18 protein-coding genes are annotated in these 22,392 nt (G+C 61.2%); 12 read left to right on the plus strand and 6 right to left on the minus strand.

Annotated elements, in window-relative coordinates; translation table 11 throughout:
- Position 1: 1 nt before the first annotated feature.
- The 5 genes from AC07W4_RS08140 to AC07W4_RS08160 all read left to right on the plus strand — a co-directional run bounded on the left by AC07W4_RS08140 (position 2) and on the right by AC07W4_RS08160 (position 4,499).
- Positions 2-658 (plus strand): alginate O-acetyltransferase AlgF, encoded by a 657-nt coding sequence (locus tag AC07W4_RS08140; RefSeq protein ID WP_007972635.1) that lies wholly within the window; start codon positions 2-4, stop codon positions 656-658.
- A gap of 235 nt (positions 659-893) precedes the next feature.
- The gene (locus AC07W4_RS08145) at positions 894-2,345 is read left to right on the plus strand and encodes a mannose-1-phosphate guanylyltransferase/mannose-6-phosphate isomerase (RefSeq protein WP_495032098.1); all 1,452 of its coding nucleotides are present in this window, start codon (positions 894-896) and stop codon (positions 2,343-2,345) included.
- Positions 2,346-2,641: 296 nt separating this feature from the next.
- The gene (locus AC07W4_RS08150) at positions 2,642-3,106 is read left to right on the plus strand and encodes a multidrug transporter (protein WP_495032099.1); all 465 of its coding nucleotides are present in this window, start codon (positions 2,642-2,644) and stop codon (positions 3,104-3,106) included.
- A gap of 34 nt (positions 3,107-3,140) precedes the next feature.
- The gene (locus tag AC07W4_RS08155) at positions 3,141-3,965 is read left to right on the plus strand and encodes an SDR family oxidoreductase (protein ID WP_495032100.1); all 825 of its coding nucleotides are present in this window, start codon (positions 3,141-3,143) and stop codon (positions 3,963-3,965) included.
- A gap of 135 nt (positions 3,966-4,100) precedes the next feature.
- The gene (locus AC07W4_RS08160; RefSeq protein ID WP_495032101.1) at positions 4,101-4,499 is read left to right on the plus strand and encodes a DUF4440 domain-containing protein; all 399 of its coding nucleotides are present in this window, start codon (positions 4,101-4,103) and stop codon (positions 4,497-4,499) included.
- Positions 4,500-4,647: 148 nt separating this feature from the next.
- Here AC07W4_RS08160 and AC07W4_RS08165 read toward each other — a convergent pair whose 3' ends face one another.
- The 4 genes from AC07W4_RS08165 to AC07W4_RS08180 form a co-directional block, all read right to left on the minus strand.
- On the minus strand, positions 4,648-5,511 hold the full coding sequence (locus AC07W4_RS08165; protein WP_495032102.1) for an efflux RND transporter periplasmic adaptor subunit: 864 nt from the start codon (positions 5,509-5,511) through the stop codon (positions 4,648-4,650).
- Positions 5,512-5,535: 24 nt separating this feature from the next.
- A complete protein-coding gene (locus AC07W4_RS08170) occupies positions 5,536-5,736 on the minus strand; it encodes a DUF1656 domain-containing protein (RefSeq protein ID WP_008050113.1) in 201 nt (66 codons plus the stop codon).
- Positions 5,726-7,918, minus strand: coding sequence for an FUSC family protein (locus tag AC07W4_RS08175; protein WP_495032103.1), 2,193 nt, complete (start codon positions 7,916-7,918; stop codon positions 5,726-5,728). Before AC07W4_RS08175 ends, AC07W4_RS08170 begins: the two co-directional genes overlap by 11 nt.
- A 140-nt stretch (positions 7,919-8,058) precedes the next feature.
- Positions 8,059-9,558: an efflux transporter outer membrane subunit gene (locus tag AC07W4_RS08180; protein ID WP_495032104.1), complete on the minus strand. Its 1,500-nt coding sequence runs from the start codon at positions 9,556-9,558 to the stop codon at positions 8,059-8,061.
- Positions 9,559-9,889: 331 nt separating this feature from the next.
- Here AC07W4_RS08180 and AC07W4_RS08185 point away from each other — a divergent pair, with 331 nt between their 5' ends.
- The 7 genes from AC07W4_RS08185 (at position 9,890) to AC07W4_RS08215 (ending at position 19,974) form a co-directional block, all read left to right on the plus strand.
- A complete protein-coding gene (locus AC07W4_RS08185) occupies positions 9,890-10,858 on the plus strand; it encodes a LysR family transcriptional regulator (protein ID WP_008050110.1) in 969 nt (322 codons plus the stop codon).
- A gap of 594 nt (positions 10,859-11,452) precedes the next feature.
- Complete coding sequence (locus tag AC07W4_RS08190; protein ID WP_495032105.1) at positions 11,453-12,613, plus strand: efflux RND transporter periplasmic adaptor subunit; 1,161 nt, start codon at positions 11,453-11,455, stop codon at positions 12,611-12,613.
- Entirely contained in the window at positions 12,610-15,711 is a 3,102-nt protein-coding gene (locus AC07W4_RS08195) for a multidrug efflux RND transporter permease subunit (RefSeq protein WP_495032106.1), read from the plus strand. Before AC07W4_RS08190 ends, AC07W4_RS08195 begins: the two co-directional genes overlap by 4 nt.
- A gap of 8 nt (positions 15,712-15,719) precedes the next feature.
- Entirely contained in the window at positions 15,720-16,397 is a 678-nt protein-coding gene (locus AC07W4_RS08200; RefSeq protein WP_056726212.1) for a heavy metal response regulator transcription factor, read from the plus strand.
- The gene (locus AC07W4_RS08205) at positions 16,387-17,751 is read left to right on the plus strand and encodes a heavy metal sensor histidine kinase (RefSeq protein WP_495032107.1); all 1,365 of its coding nucleotides are present in this window, start codon (positions 16,387-16,389) and stop codon (positions 17,749-17,751) included. Before AC07W4_RS08200 ends, AC07W4_RS08205 begins: the two co-directional genes overlap by 11 nt.
- 248 nt (positions 17,752-17,999) lie before the next feature.
- Positions 18,000-18,224: a hypothetical protein gene (locus tag AC07W4_RS08210; RefSeq protein WP_495032108.1), complete on the plus strand. Its 225-nt coding sequence runs from the start codon at positions 18,000-18,002 to the stop codon at positions 18,222-18,224.
- A gap of 247 nt (positions 18,225-18,471) precedes the next feature.
- Positions 18,472-19,974 (plus strand): sensor domain-containing diguanylate cyclase, encoded by a 1,503-nt coding sequence (locus tag AC07W4_RS08215; RefSeq protein ID WP_495032109.1) that lies wholly within the window; start codon positions 18,472-18,474, stop codon positions 19,972-19,974.
- A gap of 188 nt (positions 19,975-20,162) precedes the next feature.
- On the opposite strand, the gene lpxC is transcribed toward AC07W4_RS08215, so the two are convergent.
- Both lpxC and ftsZ read right to left on the minus strand, forming a co-directional pair.
- On the minus strand, positions 20,163-21,074 hold the full coding sequence (gene lpxC / locus AC07W4_RS08220) for a UDP-3-O-acyl-N-acetylglucosamine deacetylase (RefSeq protein ID WP_007916984.1): 912 nt from the start codon (positions 21,072-21,074) through the stop codon (positions 20,163-20,165).
- A gap of 112 nt (positions 21,075-21,186) precedes the next feature.
- Complete coding sequence (gene ftsZ / locus AC07W4_RS08225) at positions 21,187-22,380, minus strand: cell division protein FtsZ (protein WP_007972612.1); 1,194 nt, start codon at positions 22,378-22,380, stop codon at positions 21,187-21,189.
- Positions 22,381-22,392: the final 12 nt, after the last annotated feature.

A 22,392-nucleotide genomic window follows, 5' to 3' on the forward strand; every position in this document is an offset into this window, starting at 1 on the left:
CATGACTTTCACTACAACTCCGCGTCGTCTCGCTAAAAGCTTTGCCCTGGTTGCCGGCCTCAGCGTGCTGTCGGTACAGGCTTTCGCCGCTGGCGACGCCGCCCTGTACGGCCCGACCGCGCCGAAAGGCTCGACCTTCGTGCGTATCTACAACGCCAGCAACGCCGAAGTCAGCGCCACCGTCGGCAGCACCAACCTGAGCGATGTAGCGCCACTGTCGAGCAGTGACTTCAGCTTCATGCCGGGCGGCGACTACAGCGCCAAGGTCGGTAGCCAGAGCCTGCCGGTGAAACTGGCCGGCGACCACTATTACACCTTGGTCAACAACGCCAGCGGCGCACCGCAATTGATCGAAGAGCCGCCGTTCAAGAACAAGCAGAAGTCCCTGGTACGCGTACAAAACCTTAGCGACAAGGCGCTGACCCTGAAAACCGCCGATGGCAAGACCGACGTGGTCCCGAACGTTGCGCCCAAGGGTCGCGGCGAGCGTGAAATCAACCCGGTGAAGGTCAGCCTGGCCTTGTACGACGGCACCACCAAAGTCGGCGACGTGAAACCGGTCGCCCTGGAACGCGGTGAAGCCGCGGTGCTGTACGTCACCGGCAGCGGCAGCAGCCTGTCGCCGGTCTGGGTGAAACGCCCGGTGTCGACGCGCTGATGAATTCGTCAGGTCGATGATCCCCCTGTAGCAGCTGGCGAAGCCTGCGTCCGGCTGCGCAGCAGTCGTCAATCCAGGCGCCTTCTTGTCTGGATTGACGACTGCTGCGCCGCCGAACGCAGCCTCGCAGGCTCGGCAGCTGCTACGGGTGACCCGATCTGGCTACGAAACAAAAACAAGAGTGAAACGACAGAACGCAGTAGCTCTAACCAATCGATATTAAAGGAGTAACAACATGATTCCGGTGATCTTGTCAGGTGGTAGTGGCTCACGTCTTTGGCCGCTTTCCCGCAAACAATTCCCTAAGCAGTTCCTGGCCCTGACCGGCGAACACACCCTGTTCCAGCAAACCCTGGAACGCCTGGTGTTCGAAGGCATGGACTCGCCAATCGTGGTCTGCAACAAGGACCACCGCTTCATCGTCAACGAGCAGTTGGCGGCGCGCAAGCTGGAATCCCAGCGCATCCTGATGGAGCCGTTCGGTCGCAACACCGCGCCAGCCGTGGCCCTGACTGCGATGATGCTGGTCAATGAAGGTCGCGACGAGCTAATGCTGGTGCTGCCGGCCGACCATGTGCTGGAAGACCAGAAAGCCCTGCAACGCGCTCTGGCCCTGGCTACCGTCGCCGCCGAAAACGGTGAAATGGTGTTGTTCGGCGTGCCGGCTACCAAACCGGAAACCGGTTATGGCTACATCAAGTCGACCAACGACTCGCTGCTGCCTGAAGGCATCAGCCGCGTCTCGCACTTCGTGGAAAAACCCGACGTGAAGCGCGCCACCGAGTTCGTCCAGTCCGGCGGTTACTTCTGGAACAGCGGCATGTTCCTGTTCCGCGCCAGCCGGTTCCTGGAAGAGCTGAAGAAGCACGATCCGGACATCTACGACACCTGCCTGCTGACCCTGGAACGCAGCCATCAGGATGCCGACACCATCACCTTCGACGAAGCCACCTTCGCCTGCTGCCCGGACAATTCCATCGACTACTCGGTGATGGAAAAAACCCAACGCGCCTGCGTCGTGCCGCTGACCGCCGGCTGGAGCGACGTCGGCTGCTGGTCGTCGCTGTGGGAAGTCAATGAAAAAGACGCCAACGGCAACGTCACCAAAGGCGACGTGGTGATCCAGGACAGCAAAAACTGCATGATCCACGGCAACGGCAAGCTGGTGTCGGTGATCGGCCTGGAAAACATCGTCGTGGTCGAAACCAAGGACGCCATGATGATCGCCCACAAGGACAAGGTCCAAGGCGTGAAGCAGATGGTCAACACCCTCAACGAACAGGGCCGCACTGAGACCCAGAACCACTGCGAGGTCTACCGTCCGTGGGGCTCCTACGACTCGGTGGACATGGGCGGGCGCTTCCAGGTCAAGCACATCTCGGTCAAGCCGGGTGCGTGCCTGTCGCTGCAGATGCACCACCACCGCGCCGAGCACTGGATCGTCGTCAGCGGCACCGCCGAGGTGACGTGTGACGAGAACGTGTTCCTGCTGACCGAGAACCAGTCGACCTACATTCCGATCGCTTCGGTTCACCGTTTGCGCAACCCGGGCAAGATCCCGTTGGAGATCATCGAAGTTCAATCCGGCAGCTACCTGGGCGAAGACGATATCGAGCGGTTTGAAGATATCTACGGGCGCTCCACTCCGGTTGAGCGTGGCGTGGCGGTGAAAACCATCGCGCAGTAACGCTCAGTAAAACAAGAAGCCCTCGTCCAGCCTGCTGCGTTCCCTATCCGCAGCAGGCTGGGCGGGGGCTTTTTTTTTGCACTGTTTTTTTGTAGTGCCTCGACTGGCCTCTTCGCGAGCAAGCCCGCTCCCACAGAAGACCGGGTGGAATACAACATTCGTGAACAATCAAAAAACCTGTGGGAGCGGGCTTGCCCGCGAAGGGGCCCCTACAGTCATCGCGGAAATCTCTCCCATCGCCAATCGCACCTACGCTTAGGTAGGATGCTCTTCTCTGCTCCCGAGGTTTGCGCGTCATGTTCATCGGCGTCCTGCTGGTCATCACCTGGCTGATCCTGTTGCTGCGCTATCCCGCCAAGGCCTTGCCCGTCTCCCTGGCGGCGGCCGTGGGGCTGGGCATCGTCGCCACCTGGGTCATCTGGATGGACCACCACGAACTCAAGCAACTGCAACGCCTGGAGTTGCGCATCACTTACGCACCACAACAATGTCCCGCTGACCGCCCATTGCAATTGACCCTGAACAACGGCAATGACGTGCCGCTAACCGAACTGCGCTGGCGAGTCGCGGCCTATGCACCGGGCGATACGGTGAACCTGGCCGACAATCAATACACCGCCCCGCGCTATCGTGGCCCCGGCGAATTGCAGGCCGGTGGCAACTGGGAAGATTGCTTGCCGCTGCCGCCATTGCGCCCTGGCTACCGGCCGGAAACCCTGGAGTTTCGCGCCGAGCGATTGCAGGGTAGTTTTTCCGACTGATCCCTCCCCCCATATTTTGCACAAGGAATGCGCCATGCCCGTTGCGTTGATTACCGGTTGCTCCAGCGGCATTGGCCGTGCCCTTGCCGACGCGTTCAAGGTCGCCGGCTATGAAGTCTGGGCCAGTGCGCGCAAGGCCGAAGATGTCGCCATGCTGAGCGCTGCCGGATTTACCGCCGTGCAACTTGACGTAAACGACGGTGTTGCCCTTGAGCAATTGAGCGAGCGCATCAACCAGGAACGCGGTGGTCTCGACGTACTGATCAACAACGCGGGTTATGGCGCCATGGGACCGTTGCTCGATGGCGGCGTGCCGGCCATGCAGCGCCAGTTCGAAACCAATGTGTTCGCCATCGTCGGCGTCACCCGCGCGATGTTTCCCGTGCTGCGCCGGACCAAAGGATTGGTCGTGAATATCGGCAGCGTTTCGGGTGTGTTGGTCACGCCATTCGCCGGTGCCTACTGCGCCTCGAAAGCCGCCGTGCATGCCTTGAGCGATGCCTTGCGCATGGAACTGGCGCCGTTCGGCGTGCGGGTCATGGAAGTGCAGCCCGGGGCCATCGCTTCCAGCTTCGCCAGGAATGCCGGGAACGAAGCCGAGCAACTGATCAGCGAGCAATCGCCGTGGTTTCCGCTGCGTGAAGGCATACGCGCCCGGGCCAGGGCTTCCCAGGACAGACCGACCCCGGCCAGTGAGTTTGCCGCCGGATTGCTCAAGGCCGTGCAGCAAGCCAAACCGCCACGGCTGATCCGCCTGGGCAATGGCAGCCGCGCGTTGCCGCTGATGGCCAGTTTGCTGCCCAAGGGTTTGCTCGAATCCGGGCTGATGAAGCGGTTCGGGCTGCGTGGGCAGCTCTGACACCGCGTCATCGTTATTCGCGGGCAAGCCCGCTCCCACAGGTCATGCACAGATTTTGAAATAGCGCTAATCCTGTGGGAGCGGGCTTGCCCGCGAAGGCGTCAGAACAGACACCACAGAACTTCAGGAAACAACATGACCGACTACACCGAATACTTCGACGAAGTGATCCAGGCCCACGTGGCCATCGAACAATGGCTGGCCGAGGAACGCGACGCGTCCGAACTCGAAGAACTGCTGACGCGTTTTTCACCGCAGTTCTCCATGGTCTCGCCGCTCGGCCGGGTGCTGGACTTGGACGCGCTGAACGAACTGTTCACGCTGGCGGGCGGCAAGAAACTCGGGTTCAGGATCGAGCTCAGCGAATTGCGTGGGATCGCGCTGTACGAGGGTGGCGCCACCGTGAGTTACCGCGAACAACAGACCGATGCGACCGGGTTGCACTCGGATCGTCGTTCCACCGTGGTCTTCGAGAAGCACGCCGATGGCCGGGTGATCTGGCGGCATCTGCATGAGACGTTTTGCAAGGAGTGAAGCGCTGCCTTATACCCGCGCAACCGAGTCGTTCCCATCGCGGGCAAGCCCGCTCCCACGGGGATCTTTGGTGTGAATGCTATTTAGGTAACCCAGCAGATATTTGTGGGAGCGGGCTTGCCCGCGATGGGGCCACACGGTCTACAAGTCATGCCCCACCCGCCTGCTTCACCACCACCGTACAGGTAATCCCCGCCGCCAACAGCACCCCCTCCGGTACTTCATCGATGTGAATGCGCACCGGTACCCGCTGCGCCAGGCGCACCCAGTTGAAGGTCGGGTTGACGTCGGCGATCAGTTCGCGGCTCTCCGGATTGTCGCGGTCATAGATGCCGCGCGAGATGCTTTCCACATGGCCCTTGAGCACTTCGCCGCTCATCAGTTGCATGTCGGCCTTATCGCCGACGCGCACATGAGGCAGTTTGGTTTCTTCGAAGAAGCCGTAGACCCAGAACGAGTTCATGTCGACCACGGCCATTTTTGCCTCGCCGATGCGCGCGTAGTCGCCGCGATGCACGTTGAGGTTGGTGACGTAACCATCCACCGCCGCACGGACTTCAGTGCGTTTGAGGTTGAGTTCCGCGGCTTCCAGTTGCGCCTGGGCCTGTTGGTAATCGGCCAGGGCCGAGTCGGCGAGGTTGCTGGCGTCGTCACGGTTTTCCCGGGAGATCACCAGGTTGTCCATATCGGCGCGACGATGGGCGTTGACCTTGCGCATCTCCCAGGTTGCCTTGCGCGATGCCACCAGACTCTGTGCCTGTTTCACCGCGAGACGGTAGTGCTCGGGGTCGATCTGCATCAGCAATTCACCCTTCTTCACCAGCTGGTTGTCGCGCACCGGCACGTCCACCACTTCTCCGGTGACGTCGGCGGCGACGTTGATGATGTCGGCCCGCACGCGGCCGTCACGGGTCCACGGCGTGTTCATGTAGTGCTCCCACAAGGAGCGGCCGATCCACAGCGCGAGGGCCAGCACCAACAAGGTCGCGAGCAGGCTGAAAAACTTTTTCATCGGGGCATTCTCAGTGATAGAGAGTCAACGGTAGACAGTCAGCGCCAACGCGCCGAACAGACAGGTAAACAGGCTCAGGCGCAGCAACGCCGGATGCCAGAAAAAACGGTACAGGTCGAACCCGGACAGGAACCGGTCCAGCGCCCAGGCAAGCAGAGCCGCGATGAAAAACATCAGGGTCATGGTCGGCATGTACACGCCGTGGAAGGCGATTTCACGAGGCATGTTCAAGTCCTTTGGGCTGGCGGCTTGCGAAGGCAGCGAGCGGTGATTGCGGATCAAGCAGCGAGGTGCGGATGAAGTGCAGGTAGCTCTTCACCCGGCGCAACGCCGAGGTATCGAAGTGCGGGGCGAAGGGTTCGTCGGTGGACTGCACACGGCTGATCGCGTGATCGACGGCAATCAGCGCGCGTTCCAGGTTGCTGCTGTTCGGTTGCAGGAACAGCCGCACCAGCGCCCGCCCCATCACCCGGATCGCCTGGCGCCACGGCCGGGATTCGGCATAGGCCGGATGCACCGGCAGAATCGCCTGTTCCTTGCGCAACTCGATGATCCCGTGGCCGACTTCCAGCACCACGAACATCCAGCGCAACAAGTCCCGCTGCACCTGCGGTTGGCCCGCCGCGAAGCCGTAGGCCTGATGCACCAGATCTCGGGTGCGGCTTTCGAAACTCGACGCCAGCCCCTTGAGCTTGCCGCTGATGGCGTACACCACCTGAGCGCGCAGGTCCTGCTCCAGCCGACGCCACAGCCAACGGCTGTTGGGCGGCAGAATGATCGCCCCGGCCGCCGCGCACACCAGCATGCCCAGCACCATGGCGATGTAGTCGTTGATGAAGGTGTAGGGGTTGTAGACCGTGAGGTTGTCCGGCACTGAACCGGTGCTGAAGAAGATCAGCAAGCCCAGGCCGACACCGACGTACTGCGGCCGCGAAGTCAGGAACGAGCCGAGTACGATCACCGGTGCGAGTATCACGCACAGCAACGCAAATCCATCGATCCACGGGAAAATGAAAAACATCTCGACGAAGCCGATCAGCGCTCCGAGCAAAGTCCCGCACGCCATCTGAAAGGCCATGCGTTTCGGGTTCGGGGTGGCGGCGGACAGGCCCACGGTCGCGGCCGCAATCAGGGTCATGGTCGCGCCGCTCGGCCAGGCGGTTGCCACCCAATAGCTGCCCAATACCACCAGAATGAACGCCGCGCGTATCCCCGATGCTGCCGCTGCCATCCAGTTGGTTTGCGGAGTGAACGGCTCGTCCCAGCGCTCCCGTTCGTGACTGTGATCGGCCAGGGAAGCGTGGGTCTGTGCATAACTGTGCAGGTCGTCGACGAAGCGATAGAGCAGTTCGTACGCCGTATGGAAGTCCAGCAGTTCGTCGTCGCTCGGTTCGCTCTCCTGAAAGATCGCCCGCAGGCTGCGCACCCGCGCCGGCAACCCTTCCTTGTAGGCGCTCAGCACCGTGACCAGACGCGCTGCATCGGCGCTGGTCAAGGCACGCCCGCTGAAGCCGTCGAGCAGCTCGGCGAGGTCCTGCAAGCCGGGTTTGATCGCCTCCACCACCTGGTCCGCCGCGCTGCTGCGCAGGCGTTCGAGCAACTGGTGCAAGGCATTGAAGCGCGTGGTGATGCCCATGAATTCGCTGTTCAGGCGACTGAGACGGCCATTGCGCCGACGCATGTGCGGGTCTTCGAAAACAGTAACGCTGCGCAAGCCTTCCAGGCCCACGGCTTCGGCGATAAAACGCACGTTGCCGGCCTCGAACGCCTCGCGCTGACTGCGGCCGCGCAAGCCGTCGGTCACGAACAGGGCGAACACGCCAAAGCGCTGGTACAACGCATTGCGCATCGCCGCGCTCGCTGATTGCGGCAGGATGGCGGCACTGATCAGGGTCGAACAGAGAATGCCCAACGAGATCTCCAGCACCCGCCAGACCGCCGCCATGAACGCACCCTCCGGATGGGCCAGCGCGGGCAAACCGACCATCGCCGCGGTGTATCCGGCGAGTACGAAACCGTAGGCGCGGAAGTTGCGGCAGCGGGCAGCGCCGGCCGTGCAGATACCGACCCAGATCGCCAGCGAACCGAGGAACAGTTCAGTGTTCTGCGCAAACAGGGCGATCAGCGCGACCATCACCGCCGACCCGGCCAGGGTGCCGAGAAAACGATAGAAACTCTTGGCGAACACCTGGCCGCTTTGCGGCTGCATGACGATGAACACGGTGATCATTGCGGTACGCGGTTGCGGCAGCTCCAGGCGCATGGCCAGCCACAGCGTGAGGAACGCCGCGATCAGCACCTTGAAGATGTAGACCCAGGTCACGCCGTCGCTGCGTGCCCAGTCGAAAAAACCCCGACGCCATTCCAGGGAGTACAGCCAGCGCAAGGGTACGGGCAAGGGAGTCATCAAATCCTGCTCAGTGAAAAATCAGCCAAAACTCGGAACCTGTGGGAGCGGGCTTGCTCGCGAAGTGGGAGTATCAGGCGACAAAAGTGTCATCAGACACACCGCCTTCGCGAGCAAGCCCGCTCCCACAGGTGTTGTGTTCAACGCAAAAGGCTCGGGGTTTTCGGTGCCTGGGTCTGTTCGGCGTTCGGCACGTCGTTGCCGGCACCGAGACCACCGCCCAACGCCGTCACCAATTGCGCATGGGCGCTCAAACGCGCTGCCTGAACCTGCTGTTGCACTTGCTGCTGCTTGAACAGCAGGGTCTGGGCATTGAGCACGTTGAGGTAATCGGTCAGGCCACGCTGGTAGGCGATCATCGCGATGTCGTAGGTCTTCTGCGCAGTGGCCACCGACTCGGCGGCGAAAGCCTGTTGCTTGTCCATGGACTCGCGGCGGATCAACTGGTCGGAGATGTTTTTCAGGGCATTGACCAGGGTCTGGTTGTACTTGGCCACGGCGATGTCATACCCGGCCGAGGCTTCACCCAACTCCGCACGCAGGCGCCCGCCATCGAAGATCGGCAACGAAATCGCCGGTCCCACGCTGTAGTTGAGCTTCTTGCCGGTCAAGAACTCCAGGGCCCCGCCGCCGGTGGCCATGTAGCCGAGGCTGCCGACCAGATCGACGTTCGGGTAGAAACCGGCATGGGCAACATCGATGCCCCGCGCCTGCGCCGCCACTTGCCAGCGGCTGGCGACCACGTCCGGGCGTTGGCCGAGCAATTGCGCCGGCAGCGACGACGGCAGTTTCAGCGGTGCACCCAGCGACAGCGTTGGCCGCTGCAACTGCGCGCCCTCCCCCGGGCCCTTGCCGGCGAGGGCGGCGAGCTGGTTGCGGCTCAAGGCGATTTCTTCGTCGAGGGAGTCGATCTGGCGATGGGTTTCCGGCAGCGGCGTCTCGGCCTGGCTGACTTCGAAATGGGTGCCGATACCCCCGTTCAGACGCTTTTGCGCCAGCTCAAGGATCTGCTGTTGCTGCTTCAAGGTCGCTTCGACGATGTCCCGCTGGGCGTAATGCAACGACAATTCGATGTAGACCCGTACGATATTGTCTTGCAATTCGAGCTGGGCCTGGCGCGCTTCGGCGACGCTCATGTGCGCCATGTCCACGGCGCGCTCGGTGGCATTGCTTTCGCGGTCCCAGAGGTCGAGGGCATAGCTGAAACCCAGCGCCGCGTTATTGTCCCAAGTGGTGCTGTTAGCCAGCTCACCAGGGCCATAGAACTGATCGGTAGGCCAGTTGTGACGCTTGAGGGTGGACTCGCCATTGATCTGCAGCGACTCGGCCGCTTCGGCCACGCCGGCCATGGACCGGGCCTGACGCACCCGGGCGGCGGCCATGGCCAGGGTCGGGCTGCCTTGCAGAGCGAGGTCGATCCAGCGGTTCAGTTGCGGGTCGCCATAGGCTTGCCACCATTGTGAGGTGGGCCAGTGCGCATCCTGCGCGGCGCTCTGGATCGCTTCGTCGGTGGCCAGTGAATTGACCACCAGCGCCTTGCCCTGTGGGGCAATACCTCCGGTTCCGATGCAGCCGCTGATTGCCAGGGTTAAAGCCAAAACACTGAGCGGCTGAAGCGCTCTGCTGATGCGACGCGGCACTGCTGCGATTTCCTGAAAATAGGGGGAGGCATGGGATTTTCTGGAAACCGGAGATCCGCTTTTATGGGAGCGGGCTTGCTCGCGAAAGCGGTCTGTCAGTCAACATCGCTGTTGAATGTGATGCCCTCCTCGCGAGCAAGCCCGCTCCCACGGGTTATGCGGTGGGTCGAGCCCCGGTTGCCCAAGTTGCGCAATTCTATGGGGCGGCCTGAAGGGCGATAAGCCGGGATTCCTGTGAATCTTTGTTACCGTTAACGAGATAATCCGTAGGTAGGGGTCACCGCCCCCGAAACTTCGTGTCACAATTTGCCATCGCACCCGAGAGCACCCCATGGACACTTTGCAAAACATGCGCGCCTTCAGTTACGTGGCCGAAGCCGGCAGCTTCACCGCCGCCGCCGTGCAACTGGACACCACCACGGCCAACGTCTCGCGCGCGGTCTCCAACCTGGAAGCCCACCTGCAAACCCGCCTGCTCAACCGAACGACCCGCCGCATCGCCCTGACCGAAGCCGGCAAGCGTTACCTGTTGCGCTGCGAACAGATCCTGGCCTACGTCGAAGAAGCCGAGGCCGAAGCCAGCGACGCCCACGCCCGCCCGGCCGGGCAACTCAAAGTGCACACCATGACCGGCATCGGCCAGCACTTCGTGATCGACGCCATCGCCCGCTACCGCAAGACCCACCCGGACGTGACCTTCGACCTGACCATGGCCAACCGCGTGCCGGACCTGCTCGACGAGGGTTACGACGTGTCCATCGTCCTCGCCAGCGAACTGCCGGATTCGGGTTTCGTCTCCCAGCGCCTGGGCATCACCTACAGCATCGTTTGCGCCTCGCCGGCCTACGTCAAAACCAACGGCTGCGCACAAAAACCCAGCGACCTGCTCAACCACGCCTGCCTGCGCCTGGTCAGCCCGGTGATTCCGCTGGAGAAATGGGCCTTCGACGGTCCCGATGGCCAGGAAATGGTCACCATCAACAGCTCACCTTTCCTGGTGAACTCCGCCGATGCCATGAAATCCGCGATCATCAGCGGCATGGGCGTTGGCGTCCTGCCGCTGTACGCCGCGATAGAAGGCCTGCGCAACGGCACACTGGTGCGCGTCATGCCCAACTACCGCTCGCAAGAACTGAACCTGTATGCGATCTACCCGTCGCGCCAGTACCTGGATGCGAAGATCAAGACCTGGGTCGAGTATTTGCGCGGATCGTTGCCGGAATTGCTGGCAGCGCACCAGGCGGAATTGGCGGCGTATGAATTGAGTGGGAGTTTGGGTGGGGTTCGGGTGGCGAACTGAAAATCTCTCAGCTCACAGATTGATCCTTTGTGGGAGCGAGCTTGCTCGCGATGGCGTTCTTACATTCAACATCACTGTGAGCAGATACACCGCTTTCGCGAGCAAGCCCGCTCCCACAGGTACTGTGTACACCGAACCAGACAATCAGGCCGGCCGGTAGGCCGCCTCGGGCGCTGTTGCGGTGCACGCCCCCTCGAGAGGCCGAGTGGAGGTTCTGCGCAGTGGGCAACCCGGCATGGATGCCGGGATAGCCGCCCCCGGCCATGGATGGCCGATGGCGGCGGGCCCACGGAGCAGGACCGGAGCGAGGGCACCCTGAGCCTAAGCGAAGGGCCGAACGTCAGGGGCAAAGCGTTTTGGTTACTTTGGCGCTCTTCCAAAGTGTCCCGCTGTAAGAGCGGAACCGAAAGCCGCCGTTACCGAAGAAACGGATATGTACACAGTCAACCACAACATGGTCGGCCCAAAGGCCGCCAAGTCCCCCAAACTGACAGCGCCGTCAGTTAGCCGTCACCCTCCTGACCGGCAAACAGGTTTATAAAGGAAAATACCTTACCCACCTACCGACCACCCCAGCCCCGGCGCCCCACTCGCATGCGAATCCAGAAAAAACCCGCCCTGCTCGTCGCCCTTCTGATCGTCCTGGCAGCGCTGGGCCTGTGGTACGCCACCAAACCGGCCAAGGCCAAACTCGCCACCCCCACCGCCATCCCCGTGCGCGTGGTCGCCGTCGCCGAAAAAGACGTACCGCGCTACGTCAGCGGCATCGGTTCGGTACTGTCCCTGCACAGCGTCGTGGTCCGCCCGCAAATCGACGGTATCCTCACCAGACTGCTGGTCAAGGAAGGCCAACTGGTGAAAAAAGGTGACCTGCTGGCCACCATCGACGACCGGTCGATCCGCGCCAGCCTCGACCAGGCCCGGGCACAACTGGGCGAAAGCCAGGCGCAACTGCAAGTGGCGCAGGTCAACCTCAAGCGCTACAAGCTGTTGAGTGTCGACGACGGCGTGTCCAAGCAGACCTACGACCAGCAACAAGCCCTGGTCAACCAGCTCAAGGCCACCGCCCAAGGCAACCAGGCCTCGATTGACTCCGCCGAGGTACAGCTTTCCTACACGCAAATTCGCTCCCCGGTCAGCGGTCGTGTCGGCATTCGTACCGTCGACGAAGGCAACTTCCTGCGCATGACTGACACCCAAGGCCTGTTCACGGTGACCCAGATCGACCCGATCGCCGTGGAATTCTCCTTGCCGCAGCAAATGCTGCCGACCCTGCAGGGCCTGATCAACGACCCGCAGCACGCCCGGGTCAAGGCCTACATCGGCGCCGACACCGACGGCGAAACCGGCAACCTGCTCGGCGAAGGTCACCTGACCCTGATCGACAACCAGATCAACGCCAATACCGGCACCATCCGCGCCAAGGCCGAATTCGACAATCCAGGACAGAAGCTCTGGCCGGGCCTGCTGGTGACGGTAAAGATTCAGACAGCCCTGGATAAAGATGTGCTGGTGGTGCCACCGACAGTCGTACAACGCGGCCTCGATCAGCACTTCGTGTACCGGGTCAATGGCGACAAGGTCGAAGCCGTGCAGGTGCAGATGGTCTTTCAAGGCAGCGGCCAGGACATCATCAAGGGTGTGAAACCGGGTGATGTACTGGTCAGCGATGGTCAGTCGCGGCTCAAGCCCGGCGCTACTGTGCAAGTACTGACCGAGCCACCTCAAGTGGTGCGATCGGAGGCGACGCAATGAAGGGCCATGGTTCGATTTCAGCCTGGTGCATCGACCATCCGGTGGCCACGGTCCTGCTGACGTTCGCCCTGGTGCTGCTGGGTGTGATCGCGTTTCCACGCCTGCCGGTAGCGCCGTTGCCGGAGGCAGAATTCCCGACCATCCAGGTGGCGGCGCAACTTCCCGGCGCCAGCCCGGAAACCATGGCTTCCTCGGTGGCCACCCCCCTTGAAGTGCAATTCAGTGCCATTCCCGGTGTAACCCAGATGACGTCGAGCAGTGCCCTCGGCTCGACCAACCTGACCCTGCAATTCACCCTCGACAAGAGCATCGACACCGCCGCCCAGGAAGTGCAGGCGGCGATCAATACTGCCGCAGGCAAATTACCCAAGGACATGCCGAACCTGCCGACCTGGCGCAAGGTCAACCCGGCGGACAGCCCGGTACTGATCCTCAGCGTCAACTCGTCGCTGATGCCAGGCCCTGAGCTCAGCGACCTGACGGAAACCCTGTTGTCCCGTCAGCTCAGTCAGGTAGACGGTGTAGGCCAGGTCGTCATCACCGGTCAGCAGCGTCCGGCGATCCGCGTCCAGGTTTCGGCGGACAAGCTCGCGGCCATCGGCCTGACCCTCGCGGACATTCGCCTGGCAATCCAGCAGACCAGCCTCAACCTGGCCAAAGGCGCGCTGTACGGCGAATCGAGCATTTCAACCCTGTCCACCAACGACCAGTTGTTCCGCCCCGACGAATACAGCCAGTTGATCGTTTCCTACAAGGACCGTGCACCGGTTCACCTCAAGGATGTCGCGAAAGTCGTCAACGGCTCGGAAGATGCCTACGTTCAGGCGTGGGCGGGTTCGCAACCGGGCGTAAACCTTGTGATTTTCCGCCAGCCAGGCGCCAACATCGTCGAGACCGTGGATCGCATTCAGGCAGCACTGCCGGCGCTGCAAGCGATGTTGCCGGCCTCGGTGCAGGTCAAGGTGCTGATCGACCGCACCCAGACCATCCGCGCTTCGCTGCACGAGGTGGAAATCACCTTACTGATCGCCGTGATGCTGGTGGTGGCGGTGATGGCGCTGTTCCTGCGGCAACTGTCGGCCACGCTGATCGTGTCGGCAGTGCTCGGTGTATCGTTGATCGCCAGCTTCGCGCTGATGTACGTCATGGGCTTCAGCCTGAACAACCTCACGCTGGTGGCGATCGTGGTGGCCGTGGGCTTTGTGGTGGACGATGCGATCGTGGTGGTGGAGAACATCCACCGACATCTGGAGGCCGGTGACGGCATGCGCGAGGCGGCGATCAAGGGCGCCGGCGAGATCGGGTTTACCGTGGTGTCGATCAGTTTCTCGCTGGTGGCGGCGTTCATTCCGCTGCTGTTCATGGGCGGCGTGGTCGGTCGGCTGTTCAAGGAGTTCGCCCTGACCGCCACCTCCACCATCATGATTTCGGTGGTGGTTTCGCTGACGTTGGCACCGACCCTCGCTGCGCTGTTCATGCGCGCGCCAGTGCACCATGCCCACGACAAACCGGGGTTCGGTGAGCGCCTGTTGGCGTGGTACGAAAAAGCTCTGCGCCGCGCCCTCGCCCACCAGAAACTGATGATCGGCGTGTTTGGCTTGTCCCTGGGGTTGGCGGTCGCCGGTTACATCGTTATCCCTAAAGGTTTCTTCCCGATTCAGGACACAGGCTTCGTCCTTGGCACCACTGAAGCCGCCGCCGATATTTCCTACGGCGACATGGTGAAAAAACACCTGGCGATGGCAGAAATCGTTGCCGCCGACCCCGCTGTCGAAACCTTCTCGCACTCGGTCGGCGTCTCGGGCAGCAACCAGACCATTGCCAACGGCCGCTTCTGGATCACCCTGAAAAAACGTGGCGACCGTGACGTTTCGGCCAGTGAATTCATCGACCGGATTCGCCCGCAACTGATGAAAGTGCCCGGGATTGTGCTTTACCTGCGTGCAGGGCAAGACATCAACCTCAGCTCAGGCCCAAGCCGCGCCCAGTACCAATACGTGCTCAAGAGCAACGACGGTGCAACCCTCAGCACCTGGACCCAGCGCCTGACGGAAAAGCTGCGCGGCAACCCGGCGTTCCGCGACATTTCCAACGACCTGCAACTGGGCGGCAGCATCACCCACATCAGCATCGACCGTAGCGCCGCGGCACGTTTCGGCCTCACCGCCAGCGACGTCGACGAAGCCCTGTACGATGCCTTCGGCCAGCGCCAGGTCAATGAATTCCAGACCCAGATCAACCAGTACAACGTGATCCTGGAACTGGATACCAAACAGCGCGGCAAGGCCGAAAGCCTCAACTACTTCTACCTGCGCTCGCCCCTGAGCGGGGAAATGGTGCCGCTGTCGGCCCTGGCCAGGTTCGATGCACCGACCATCGGTCCGCTGTCCATCGCCCATGACGGCATGTTCCCTGCGGCCAACCTGTCGTTCAACCTGGCCCCCGGCGTGGCGTTGGGCGATGCGGTGATCATGCTCAACCAGGCCAAGGCCGACATTGGCATGCCGACCGCCATCAGCGGCAATTTCCAGGGCGCGGCCCAGGCGTTCCAGAGTTCGCTGGCCAGCCAGCCGTGGCTGATCCTGGCGGCGCTGGTGGCGGTGTACATCATTCTCGGCGTGCTCTACGAGAGCTTCGTGCACCCGCTGACGATCATTTCCACCTTGCCTTCGGCGGGCCTCGGCGCGGTGATCATGCTGTGGATTTGCGGCCAGGACTTTTCCATCATGGCCTTGATCGGCCTGGTGCTATTGATCGGTATCGTCAAGAAGAACGGCATCCTGATGATCGACTTCGCCCTCGAAGCGCAGCGCAATGGCGGAATGTCGCCTGAGGAAGCGATTTTCAAGGCCTGCATCACACGGTTCCGTCCCATCATCATGACCACCCTCGCCGCCCTGCTCGGCGCTCTGCCGTTGATGCTCGGCTATGGCACCGGCGCCGAACTGCGCCAGCCCCTGGGGATCGCGGTAGTCGGCGGCTTGCTGGTGAGCCAGGCGCTGACGCTGTTCACCACGCCGGTCATATACTTGTGGCTGGAGCGTCTGTTCCATCGACCTGAACCTGCGCCAGTACCGGCGCTGGCGACTACAGACTGAGGCGGGTCATGCGCGTTCTGATTATCGAAGACGAAGAAAAAACCGCGGACTATCTGCATCGCGGCCTGACGGAACAGGGTTTCACCGTGGATCTGGCCCGCGACGGTGTGGAAGGCCTGCACCTGGCGCTGGAGAGCGACTACGCGGTGATCGTCCTCGACGTGATGCTGCCGGGCCTCGACGGTTTCGGTGTGTTGCGCGCCTTGCGTGCGCGCAAGCAAACCCCGGTGATCATGCTCACCGCCCGCGAGCGTGTGGAAGATCGCATCAAGGGCCTGCGTGAGGGCGCCGATGACTATCTGGGCAAACCGTTTTCCTTCCTGGAACTGGTGGCGCGCCTGCAAGCGCTGACCCGCCGTAGCGGCGGCCATGAACCGGTGCAGGTGAGCATCGCCGACCTGTGGATCGATTTGATCAGCCGCAAGGCCACCCGCGCCGGTACACGCCTGGACCTGACCGCCAAGGAGTTCTCGCTACTCAGCGTGCTGGCCCGGCGCCAGGGCGAAATCCTTTCGAAAACCGCCATTGCCGAAATGGTCTGGGACATCAATTTCGACAGCGACGCCAACGTCGTCGAAGTCGCGATCAAACGCCTGCGGGCCAAGCTCGACGGACCGTTCGAAGAGAAACTGCTGCACACCATTCGTGGCATGGGTTATGTGCTGGAGAGCCGTGGTGTCCAGTAATTCGATCGCGCTGCGCCTCAGCGGGATGTTTACGCTGGTAGCGCTGCTGGTGTTCCTGCTGATTGGCTGGGCACTGTACCAGCAGGTCGACAAAAGTCTGGGCCTGTTGCCCGAAGCCGAACTGGATGCGCGCTACAGCGTGCTCGAATCCACGGTCGGCCGTTATGGCACCCCCGAGCACTGGGTGAAGATCAAAAACAAGCTCAACCTGCTGAGCGAAGAAGACAAACGCATCAGCTTCTGGATCATCAGCGGTGATCCGCACTACGAATACGGCAACCTGACCCCGCAGCTCCGCGCCTTTGCCCAAGGGCCGCCGGGTACGCGCGACATGCATCTGCCGGATCACCCATATCCGCTGAAAGTGCTGGTCAGCGAGTTCCCGGCCAAGGATCAGCGCCCACCGCTGCGCTTCATGATCGCCATCGATACCGAAACGTTTTTCCATACCCAGCATGACCTGCTGGTCGCGCTGATCAGCCTGGCGATTGTCGGCGTGCTGCTGGCCTCGGCACTGGGTTATTGGGTGGCGCGGATCGGCCTCAAGCCGCTGATCAAACTGTCCCAGGAAGCCCAGCGCCTGGCCCCGCCGCTGCGCTCGGGGCGCTTGCGACTGTCACCGTTGCCGCCGGAACTGGATCAATTCGTCCGTTCGTTCAACTCGACCCTGGAACGGGTTGAACAAGCCTACTCACGCCTTGAATCGTTCAATGCCGACGTCGCCCACGAACTGCGTTCGCCACTGACCAACCTGATCGGCCAGACCCAGGTCGCTCTGACCCGCGGACGCTCCGCCGAGCATTACTTCGAAGTGCTGCAATCGAACCTCGAAGAGCTTGAGCGACTGCGCTCGATCATCAACGACATGCTGTTCCTCGCCAGCGCCGATCAGGGCAGCAAGGCGACCAAACTCACCTCGACCTCGCTGGCCGATGAGGTGGCCACGACCCTGGAATATCTGGACTTCATTCTCGAAGACGCTCAGGTCCAGGTTGAGGTCAGCGGTGACGCGCAGGTGTGCATCGAGATCGCCCATCTGCGCCGGGCGTTGATTAACTTGTTGAATAACGCGGTACAGCACACCGCACCCGGGCAGGTGATTCAAGTACGGATCGAAGCCCGGGAGCATCAAGTCAGCATCGGCATCGCCAACCCCGGCTCGCCGATTGCCAGCGAACATCTGCCGCGCCTGTTCGAACGCTTCTACCGGGTCGATGCCTCACGCAGCAACAGTGGCCACAATCACGGCCTGGGGCTGGCGATCGTCAAGGCGATTGCGCTGATGCATGGCGGGGATGTGTTCGTGCGCAGCGACCATGGGATGAATACCTTCGGCATACACCTGCCCGTCTGACCCTCTTCTTCCTTTGTGGGAGAGCTTGCTCGCGATGCAGGCGACTCGGTGCAACTTCTGAACCGAGGTGATGCTATCGCGAGCAAGCTCGCTCCCACATTGGTTCCGGGTTGAACACACGTGTGCGGCCAACCAACTGTTGCCATAACAGCAACAGTCCTTTCATGAATCCGATCTTTTTCCCCTCGCCTCATATCCTTATCTTTGCCCGCACCAAACAGCACTTGCCAAGCAAGAAGGTTTTAAAGATGTCCAACAGTATGGGTATTGCCAGCGCTTTCGTTTTGTCCTCTTTGTTCCTGTCGCCATTGGCGATGGCGGAAGAATCGCAGACTTTCGTCGCGCATAACGCCGCACGCGCTGCGACGTTCGAAGAGCATCAGATCGAGATGACGGCCAAGGCTTCGCAAGACTCCCAGGCCCCGCAAACATCCGGCATCCAGGCCCAGCCACTGGCCGAAAAAGACAGCTGATCTGCACCAGTCTCTCGCGTTTCCCTCGACACTTTTCATCGGCTCTTCCCTTTGAAAAGTTGTCGTCAAAGCCGCTGCTGTCAGCGGCTTTTTTTATAGCTGCGACTCGGCCTTCATTGCAATTTATGCAACGAAAGTCACTGACGCCCAGGCAATTGATCAATCGCTCTGGCAACAGGAAGGATTCACTCGGCTGCGACGTTTATGCAACTACGCTTATAGCGTCCCTTTAGCAGACGTCAGCCCTATGACCGCAAGCCGCACCGCACATTTTCAAGGCCCGACCGGGCGACCCGAGATCATGGTGATCTTCGGCAGCACCCTGACAGTCATTTCGATCCTGTGCATCGTCACTTTCCTGCTGATCCGCGAACACGCCAACGCCCAGCAGACCGCCACACGCAGCGCGACCACCATCGCGCAACTGATCGATGCCGATGTCCTGCGTACGGTCGAGCTCTATGACTTGACCTTGCAAGGCCTGATCGCCGCAGCCCAACGGGACGACCTCAAACAGGTTGCACCGCAGATCCGGCATCTGGTGCTGTTCGACCGCTCCACCACCGCGCGCTACAAGGGCGACATCCTGCTGCTGGACAAACACGGCGACGTGCTGGCCGACTCTTCATTGATCGAACCGAAACCGGGCAACTTCGCTGACCGCGATTATTTCCTGGCCCATGCCTTCAACCACGACACCGGCATGTTTATCAGCCGGCCGTTCAAACCACGCTGCGACTGCGATGACAGCGACGAATGGCGCATCAGTTTCAGCCGGCGCATTTCTTCGCCCACGGGCGAGTTTCTGGGTGTCGCGGTGGCGTCGATGCGCATGAGCTACTTCGATCAACTGTTCAACAGCCTCGACATCGGCAACGGCAGTACGCTGGGCATCATCAACGATGACGGGATCCTCCTGGCGCAGAAACCGTACCGGGAACAAAACGCCATCGGCAAAAGCCTCTCCAGCCGTCCCAACGTCGTACGCATGCTACGCGAGCGCAGTGGCACCTTTGAAAGCGTGTCGAGTGTCGACCATCAACGGCGCCTGTACACCTTTACCCGGGTCGGCAACCTGCCACTGACGGTCATCGTGGCCCTGTCCATCGACGAAGTGTTCGCCACCTGGAACCGCACGGCCTATGTGATCAGCGGTGCGACAGGGGTTTTGTGCATCGGCCTGTTGTGGCTGACCTGGATGCTCTGCCGCGAGCTGCGACGGCGCCAAAGTGCCGAGCAGGAACTGGCGCAACTGGCGGCCACCGATGCCTTGACCGGCGTGGCCAACCGTCGCTCCCTTGATCTGACCCTGCGCCATGAATGGTTTCGCGCGCAACGCAGCGGCAAGCCGTTGTCGTTGCTGATGATCGATGCCGATCACTTCAAGGCCTTCAACGACCGGCACGGGCATCAGGCCGGCGACGATGCCTTGCGGGCGTTGGCCGAGGTCATCCGCGCCAATGTCCATCGCCCGGCGGATCTGGTGGCTCGTTATGGTGGCGAAGAGTTTTCGGTGGTCCTGGCCGAAACTGAGAGTGAAGGCGCAAAGCAGATCGCCGAGTACATCCGCGAGGCGGTGCAGAAACTACCGCTGGTGGACCCCGGTGAGCCGCCGATGAGCGTAAGTATCGGCATTGCCACCTGGACTACAGCCAGCGATATCAACCTGGAGCAATTGCTGTTCAGCGCGGACAAGGCGTTGTATCAAGCCAAGGAAGGGGGGCGTAACCGGGTGGTGTATGCCAGCTGAATTTTATGCTGAACCGACCGGCCTCTTCGCGAGCAAGCCCGCTCCCACAGGGGGACGCGGTCAACTGTGGGAGCGGGCTTGCTCCGGGCGGCGCTCCGACGAAGGGGCCTTCATTGCCACCATCAAAATCAGGACATAAAAAAAGGCCACCCGAAGGCAGCCTTTAAAAAACTAGAGAGGTTTTTTGCTTACACCGCCGCAACCGGACGCATGTAAGAGATCGGTGCAGTGCTGGCGTCTTCGAACGTCACGACTTCCCAGGCATCTGTCTGCTCAATCAACTTGCGCAGTAGCTGGTTGTTCAGTGCGTGGCCGGACTTGAAGCCCTTGAACTCACCAATCAGGCTATTGCCCAGCAGGTAGAGGTCACCGATTGCATCGAGAATCTTGTGCTTCACGAATTCGTCTTCATAGCGAAGGCCGTCTTCGTTCAGTACTCCATCGGCATCGACCACGATTGCGTTTTCAACGCTGCCGCCGAGTGCGAGGTTGTGCTTGCGCAGGTACTCGATGTCACTCATGAAACCGAAAGTACGGGCGCGGCTGACTTCTTTTACGAACGAAGTGCTGGAAAAATCCACGCTTGCACTTTGGGTGCGGTCCCGGAAAACCGGGTGATCGAAATCGATCTCGAAGCTCACCTTGAACCCTTCGAAAGGGACGAAAGTGGCGCGCTTGTCGCCGTCTTCCACTGTCACTTCACGCAGGATGCGGATGAATTTCTTGGCGGCGTCCTGTTCTTCCAGGCCTGCCGATTGAATCAGGAATACGAAAGGTCCAGCGCTGCCATCCATGATCGGGACTTCGGACGCGGAGAGCTCGACGTAGGCGTTATCGATGCCCAGGCCAGCCATGGCCGAGAGCAAGTGCTCTACCGTGTCCACTTTGACGTCGCCATTGATCAGCGTGGTCGACATAGTGGTTTCACCGACGTTTTCCGCGCGGGCAGGAATCTGCACCACAGGGTCGAGGTCAGCGCGACAAAACACAATGCCAGTGTCGACAGGCGCAGGCTTGAGGGTCAGGTAGACCTTCTCCCCGGAGTGCAGGCCTACACCTGTGGCACGGATAATATTTTTCAGTGTGCGTTGTTTAATCATGGCTTGGGCCGCTTCAGCGCAAATTGCGAACTGGTATCAACAAAGGCTGGCGATGATAGCAGACCGAGCCTTTGCTGAACACCAATCACCTTCATAGCCCTGATACATTCCATCAATCGGCCTGACGACGCAGGAAAGCCGGGATGTCCAGGTAGTCCAGGTCATCTTGCGGATTCATCTTCGCGGCAGTCGCAGCACCGGCCTGGGCCTGGTTGCGCATGACGGTCGGACGGTCCAGGTCACGGTAGTTCACCGCTGGAGCTTCCTGACGAACAGGGGCCTGTTGTTGTGGCTGTGCAGCCATCGAAGTGTGGACGGTGTTGTCGATGACCTTCACAGGCTTCTCGATTTTAGCGCCAAGACCTGTGGCAACGACAGTCACGTGCAGCTCGTCGCGCATGTCCGGATCGATAACGGTACCGACCTTGACCATCGCGTGCTCGGAAGCGAAGGCTTCGATGATGCTACCCACGTCGGAGTACTCACCCAGGGACAGGTCAGGACCGGCGGTGATGTTCACCAGGATGCCGCGTGCGCCTTGCAGGTTCACGTCTTCGAGCAGCGGGTTGCGGATGGCCGCTTCGGTCGCTTCACGTGCACGGTTCGGACCGCTGGCGCAGCCAGTGCCCATCATCGCCATGCCCATTTCGCTCATTACGGTACGCACGTCGGCGAAGTCGACGTTGATCATGCCCGGACGCTTGATGATGTCGGAGATACCGCGAACGGCACCGGCCAGTACATCGTCAGCCTTGGCGAAAGCCGACAGCAGGCTTGCGTCTTTACCGAGGATGGTCAGCAGCTTCTCGTTGGGAATGGTGATCAACGAGTCGACGCTTTCGGAGAGCATGCGGATGCCTTCGTCGGCGATCTGCATACGCTTGCGGCCTTCGAACGGGAACGGACGGGTCACGACCGCAACGGTCAGGATGCCCATTTCCTTGGCCACTTCGGCGATGATCGGCGCAGCACCGGTACCGGTACCGCCGCCCATGCCAGTGGTGATGAACACCATGTTGGTGCCCTGCAGGACTTCGGCAATACGCTCACGATCTTCCAGAGCGGCCTGACGGCCGACTTCAGGGTTGGCGCCAGCGCCCAGGCCCTTGGTCACGCCCGTGCCCAGTTGCAGGATGGTCCGCGCGCCGATGTTTTTCAGCGCTTGAGCATCGGTGTTGGCGCAGATGAACTCGACGCCTTCGATGTTGCTCTTGACCATGTGGTTGACAGCGTTGCCGCCGCCACCGCCGACACCGATAACTTTGATTACCGGGCTTGCGGGGATGTTGTCTACGAGTTCGAACATTTTCCCTCTCCT

It is taken from the genome of Pseudomonas sp. GW821-FHT02A08 (assembly GCF_059422045.1).

Bases quoted from the DNA above. Each gene is read 5' to 3' on its own strand.
- AC07W4_RS08140 (WP_007972635.1), top strand. From the start codon at position 2: ATGACTTTCACTACAACTCCGCGTCGTCTCGCTAAAAGCTTTGCCCTG.
- AC07W4_RS08145 (WP_495032098.1), top strand. From the start codon at position 894: ATGATTCCGGTGATCTTGTCAGGTGGTAGTGGCTCACGTCTTTGGCCG.
- AC07W4_RS08150 (WP_495032099.1), top strand. From the start codon at position 2,642: ATGTTCATCGGCGTCCTGCTGGTCATCACCTGGCTGATCCTGTTGCTG.
- AC07W4_RS08155 (WP_495032100.1), top strand. From the start codon at position 3,141: ATGCCCGTTGCGTTGATTACCGGTTGCTCCAGCGGCATTGGCCGTGCC.
- AC07W4_RS08160 (WP_495032101.1), top strand. From the start codon at position 4,101: ATGACCGACTACACCGAATACTTCGACGAAGTGATCCAGGCCCACGTG.
- AC07W4_RS08165 (WP_495032102.1), bottom strand. From the start codon at position 5,511: ATGAAAAAGTTTTTCAGCCTGCTCGCGACCTTGTTGGTGCTGGCCCTC.
- AC07W4_RS08170 (WP_008050113.1), bottom strand. From the start codon at position 5,736: ATGCCTCGTGAAATCGCCTTCCACGGCGTGTACATGCCGACCATGACC.
- AC07W4_RS08175 (WP_495032103.1), bottom strand. From the start codon at position 7,918: ATGACTCCCTTGCCCGTACCCTTGCGCTGGCTGTACTCCCTGGAATGG.
- AC07W4_RS08185 (WP_008050110.1), top strand. From the start codon at position 9,890: ATGGACACTTTGCAAAACATGCGCGCCTTCAGTTACGTGGCCGAAGCC.
- AC07W4_RS08190 (WP_495032105.1), top strand. From the start codon at position 11,453: ATGCGAATCCAGAAAAAACCCGCCCTGCTCGTCGCCCTTCTGATCGTC.
- AC07W4_RS08195 (WP_495032106.1), top strand. From the start codon at position 12,610: ATGAAGGGCCATGGTTCGATTTCAGCCTGGTGCATCGACCATCCGGTG.
- AC07W4_RS08200 (WP_056726212.1), top strand. From the start codon at position 15,720: ATGCGCGTTCTGATTATCGAAGACGAAGAAAAAACCGCGGACTATCTG.
- AC07W4_RS08210 (WP_495032108.1), top strand. From the start codon at position 18,000: ATGTCCAACAGTATGGGTATTGCCAGCGCTTTCGTTTTGTCCTCTTTG.
- AC07W4_RS08215 (WP_495032109.1), top strand. From the start codon at position 18,472: ATGACCGCAAGCCGCACCGCACATTTTCAAGGCCCGACCGGGCGACCC.
- lpxC (WP_007916984.1), bottom strand. From the start codon at position 21,074: ATGATTAAACAACGCACACTGAAAAATATTATCCGTGCCACAGGTGTA.
- ftsZ (WP_007972612.1), bottom strand. From the start codon at position 22,380: ATGTTCGAACTCGTAGACAACATCCCCGCAAGCCCGGTAATCAAAGTT.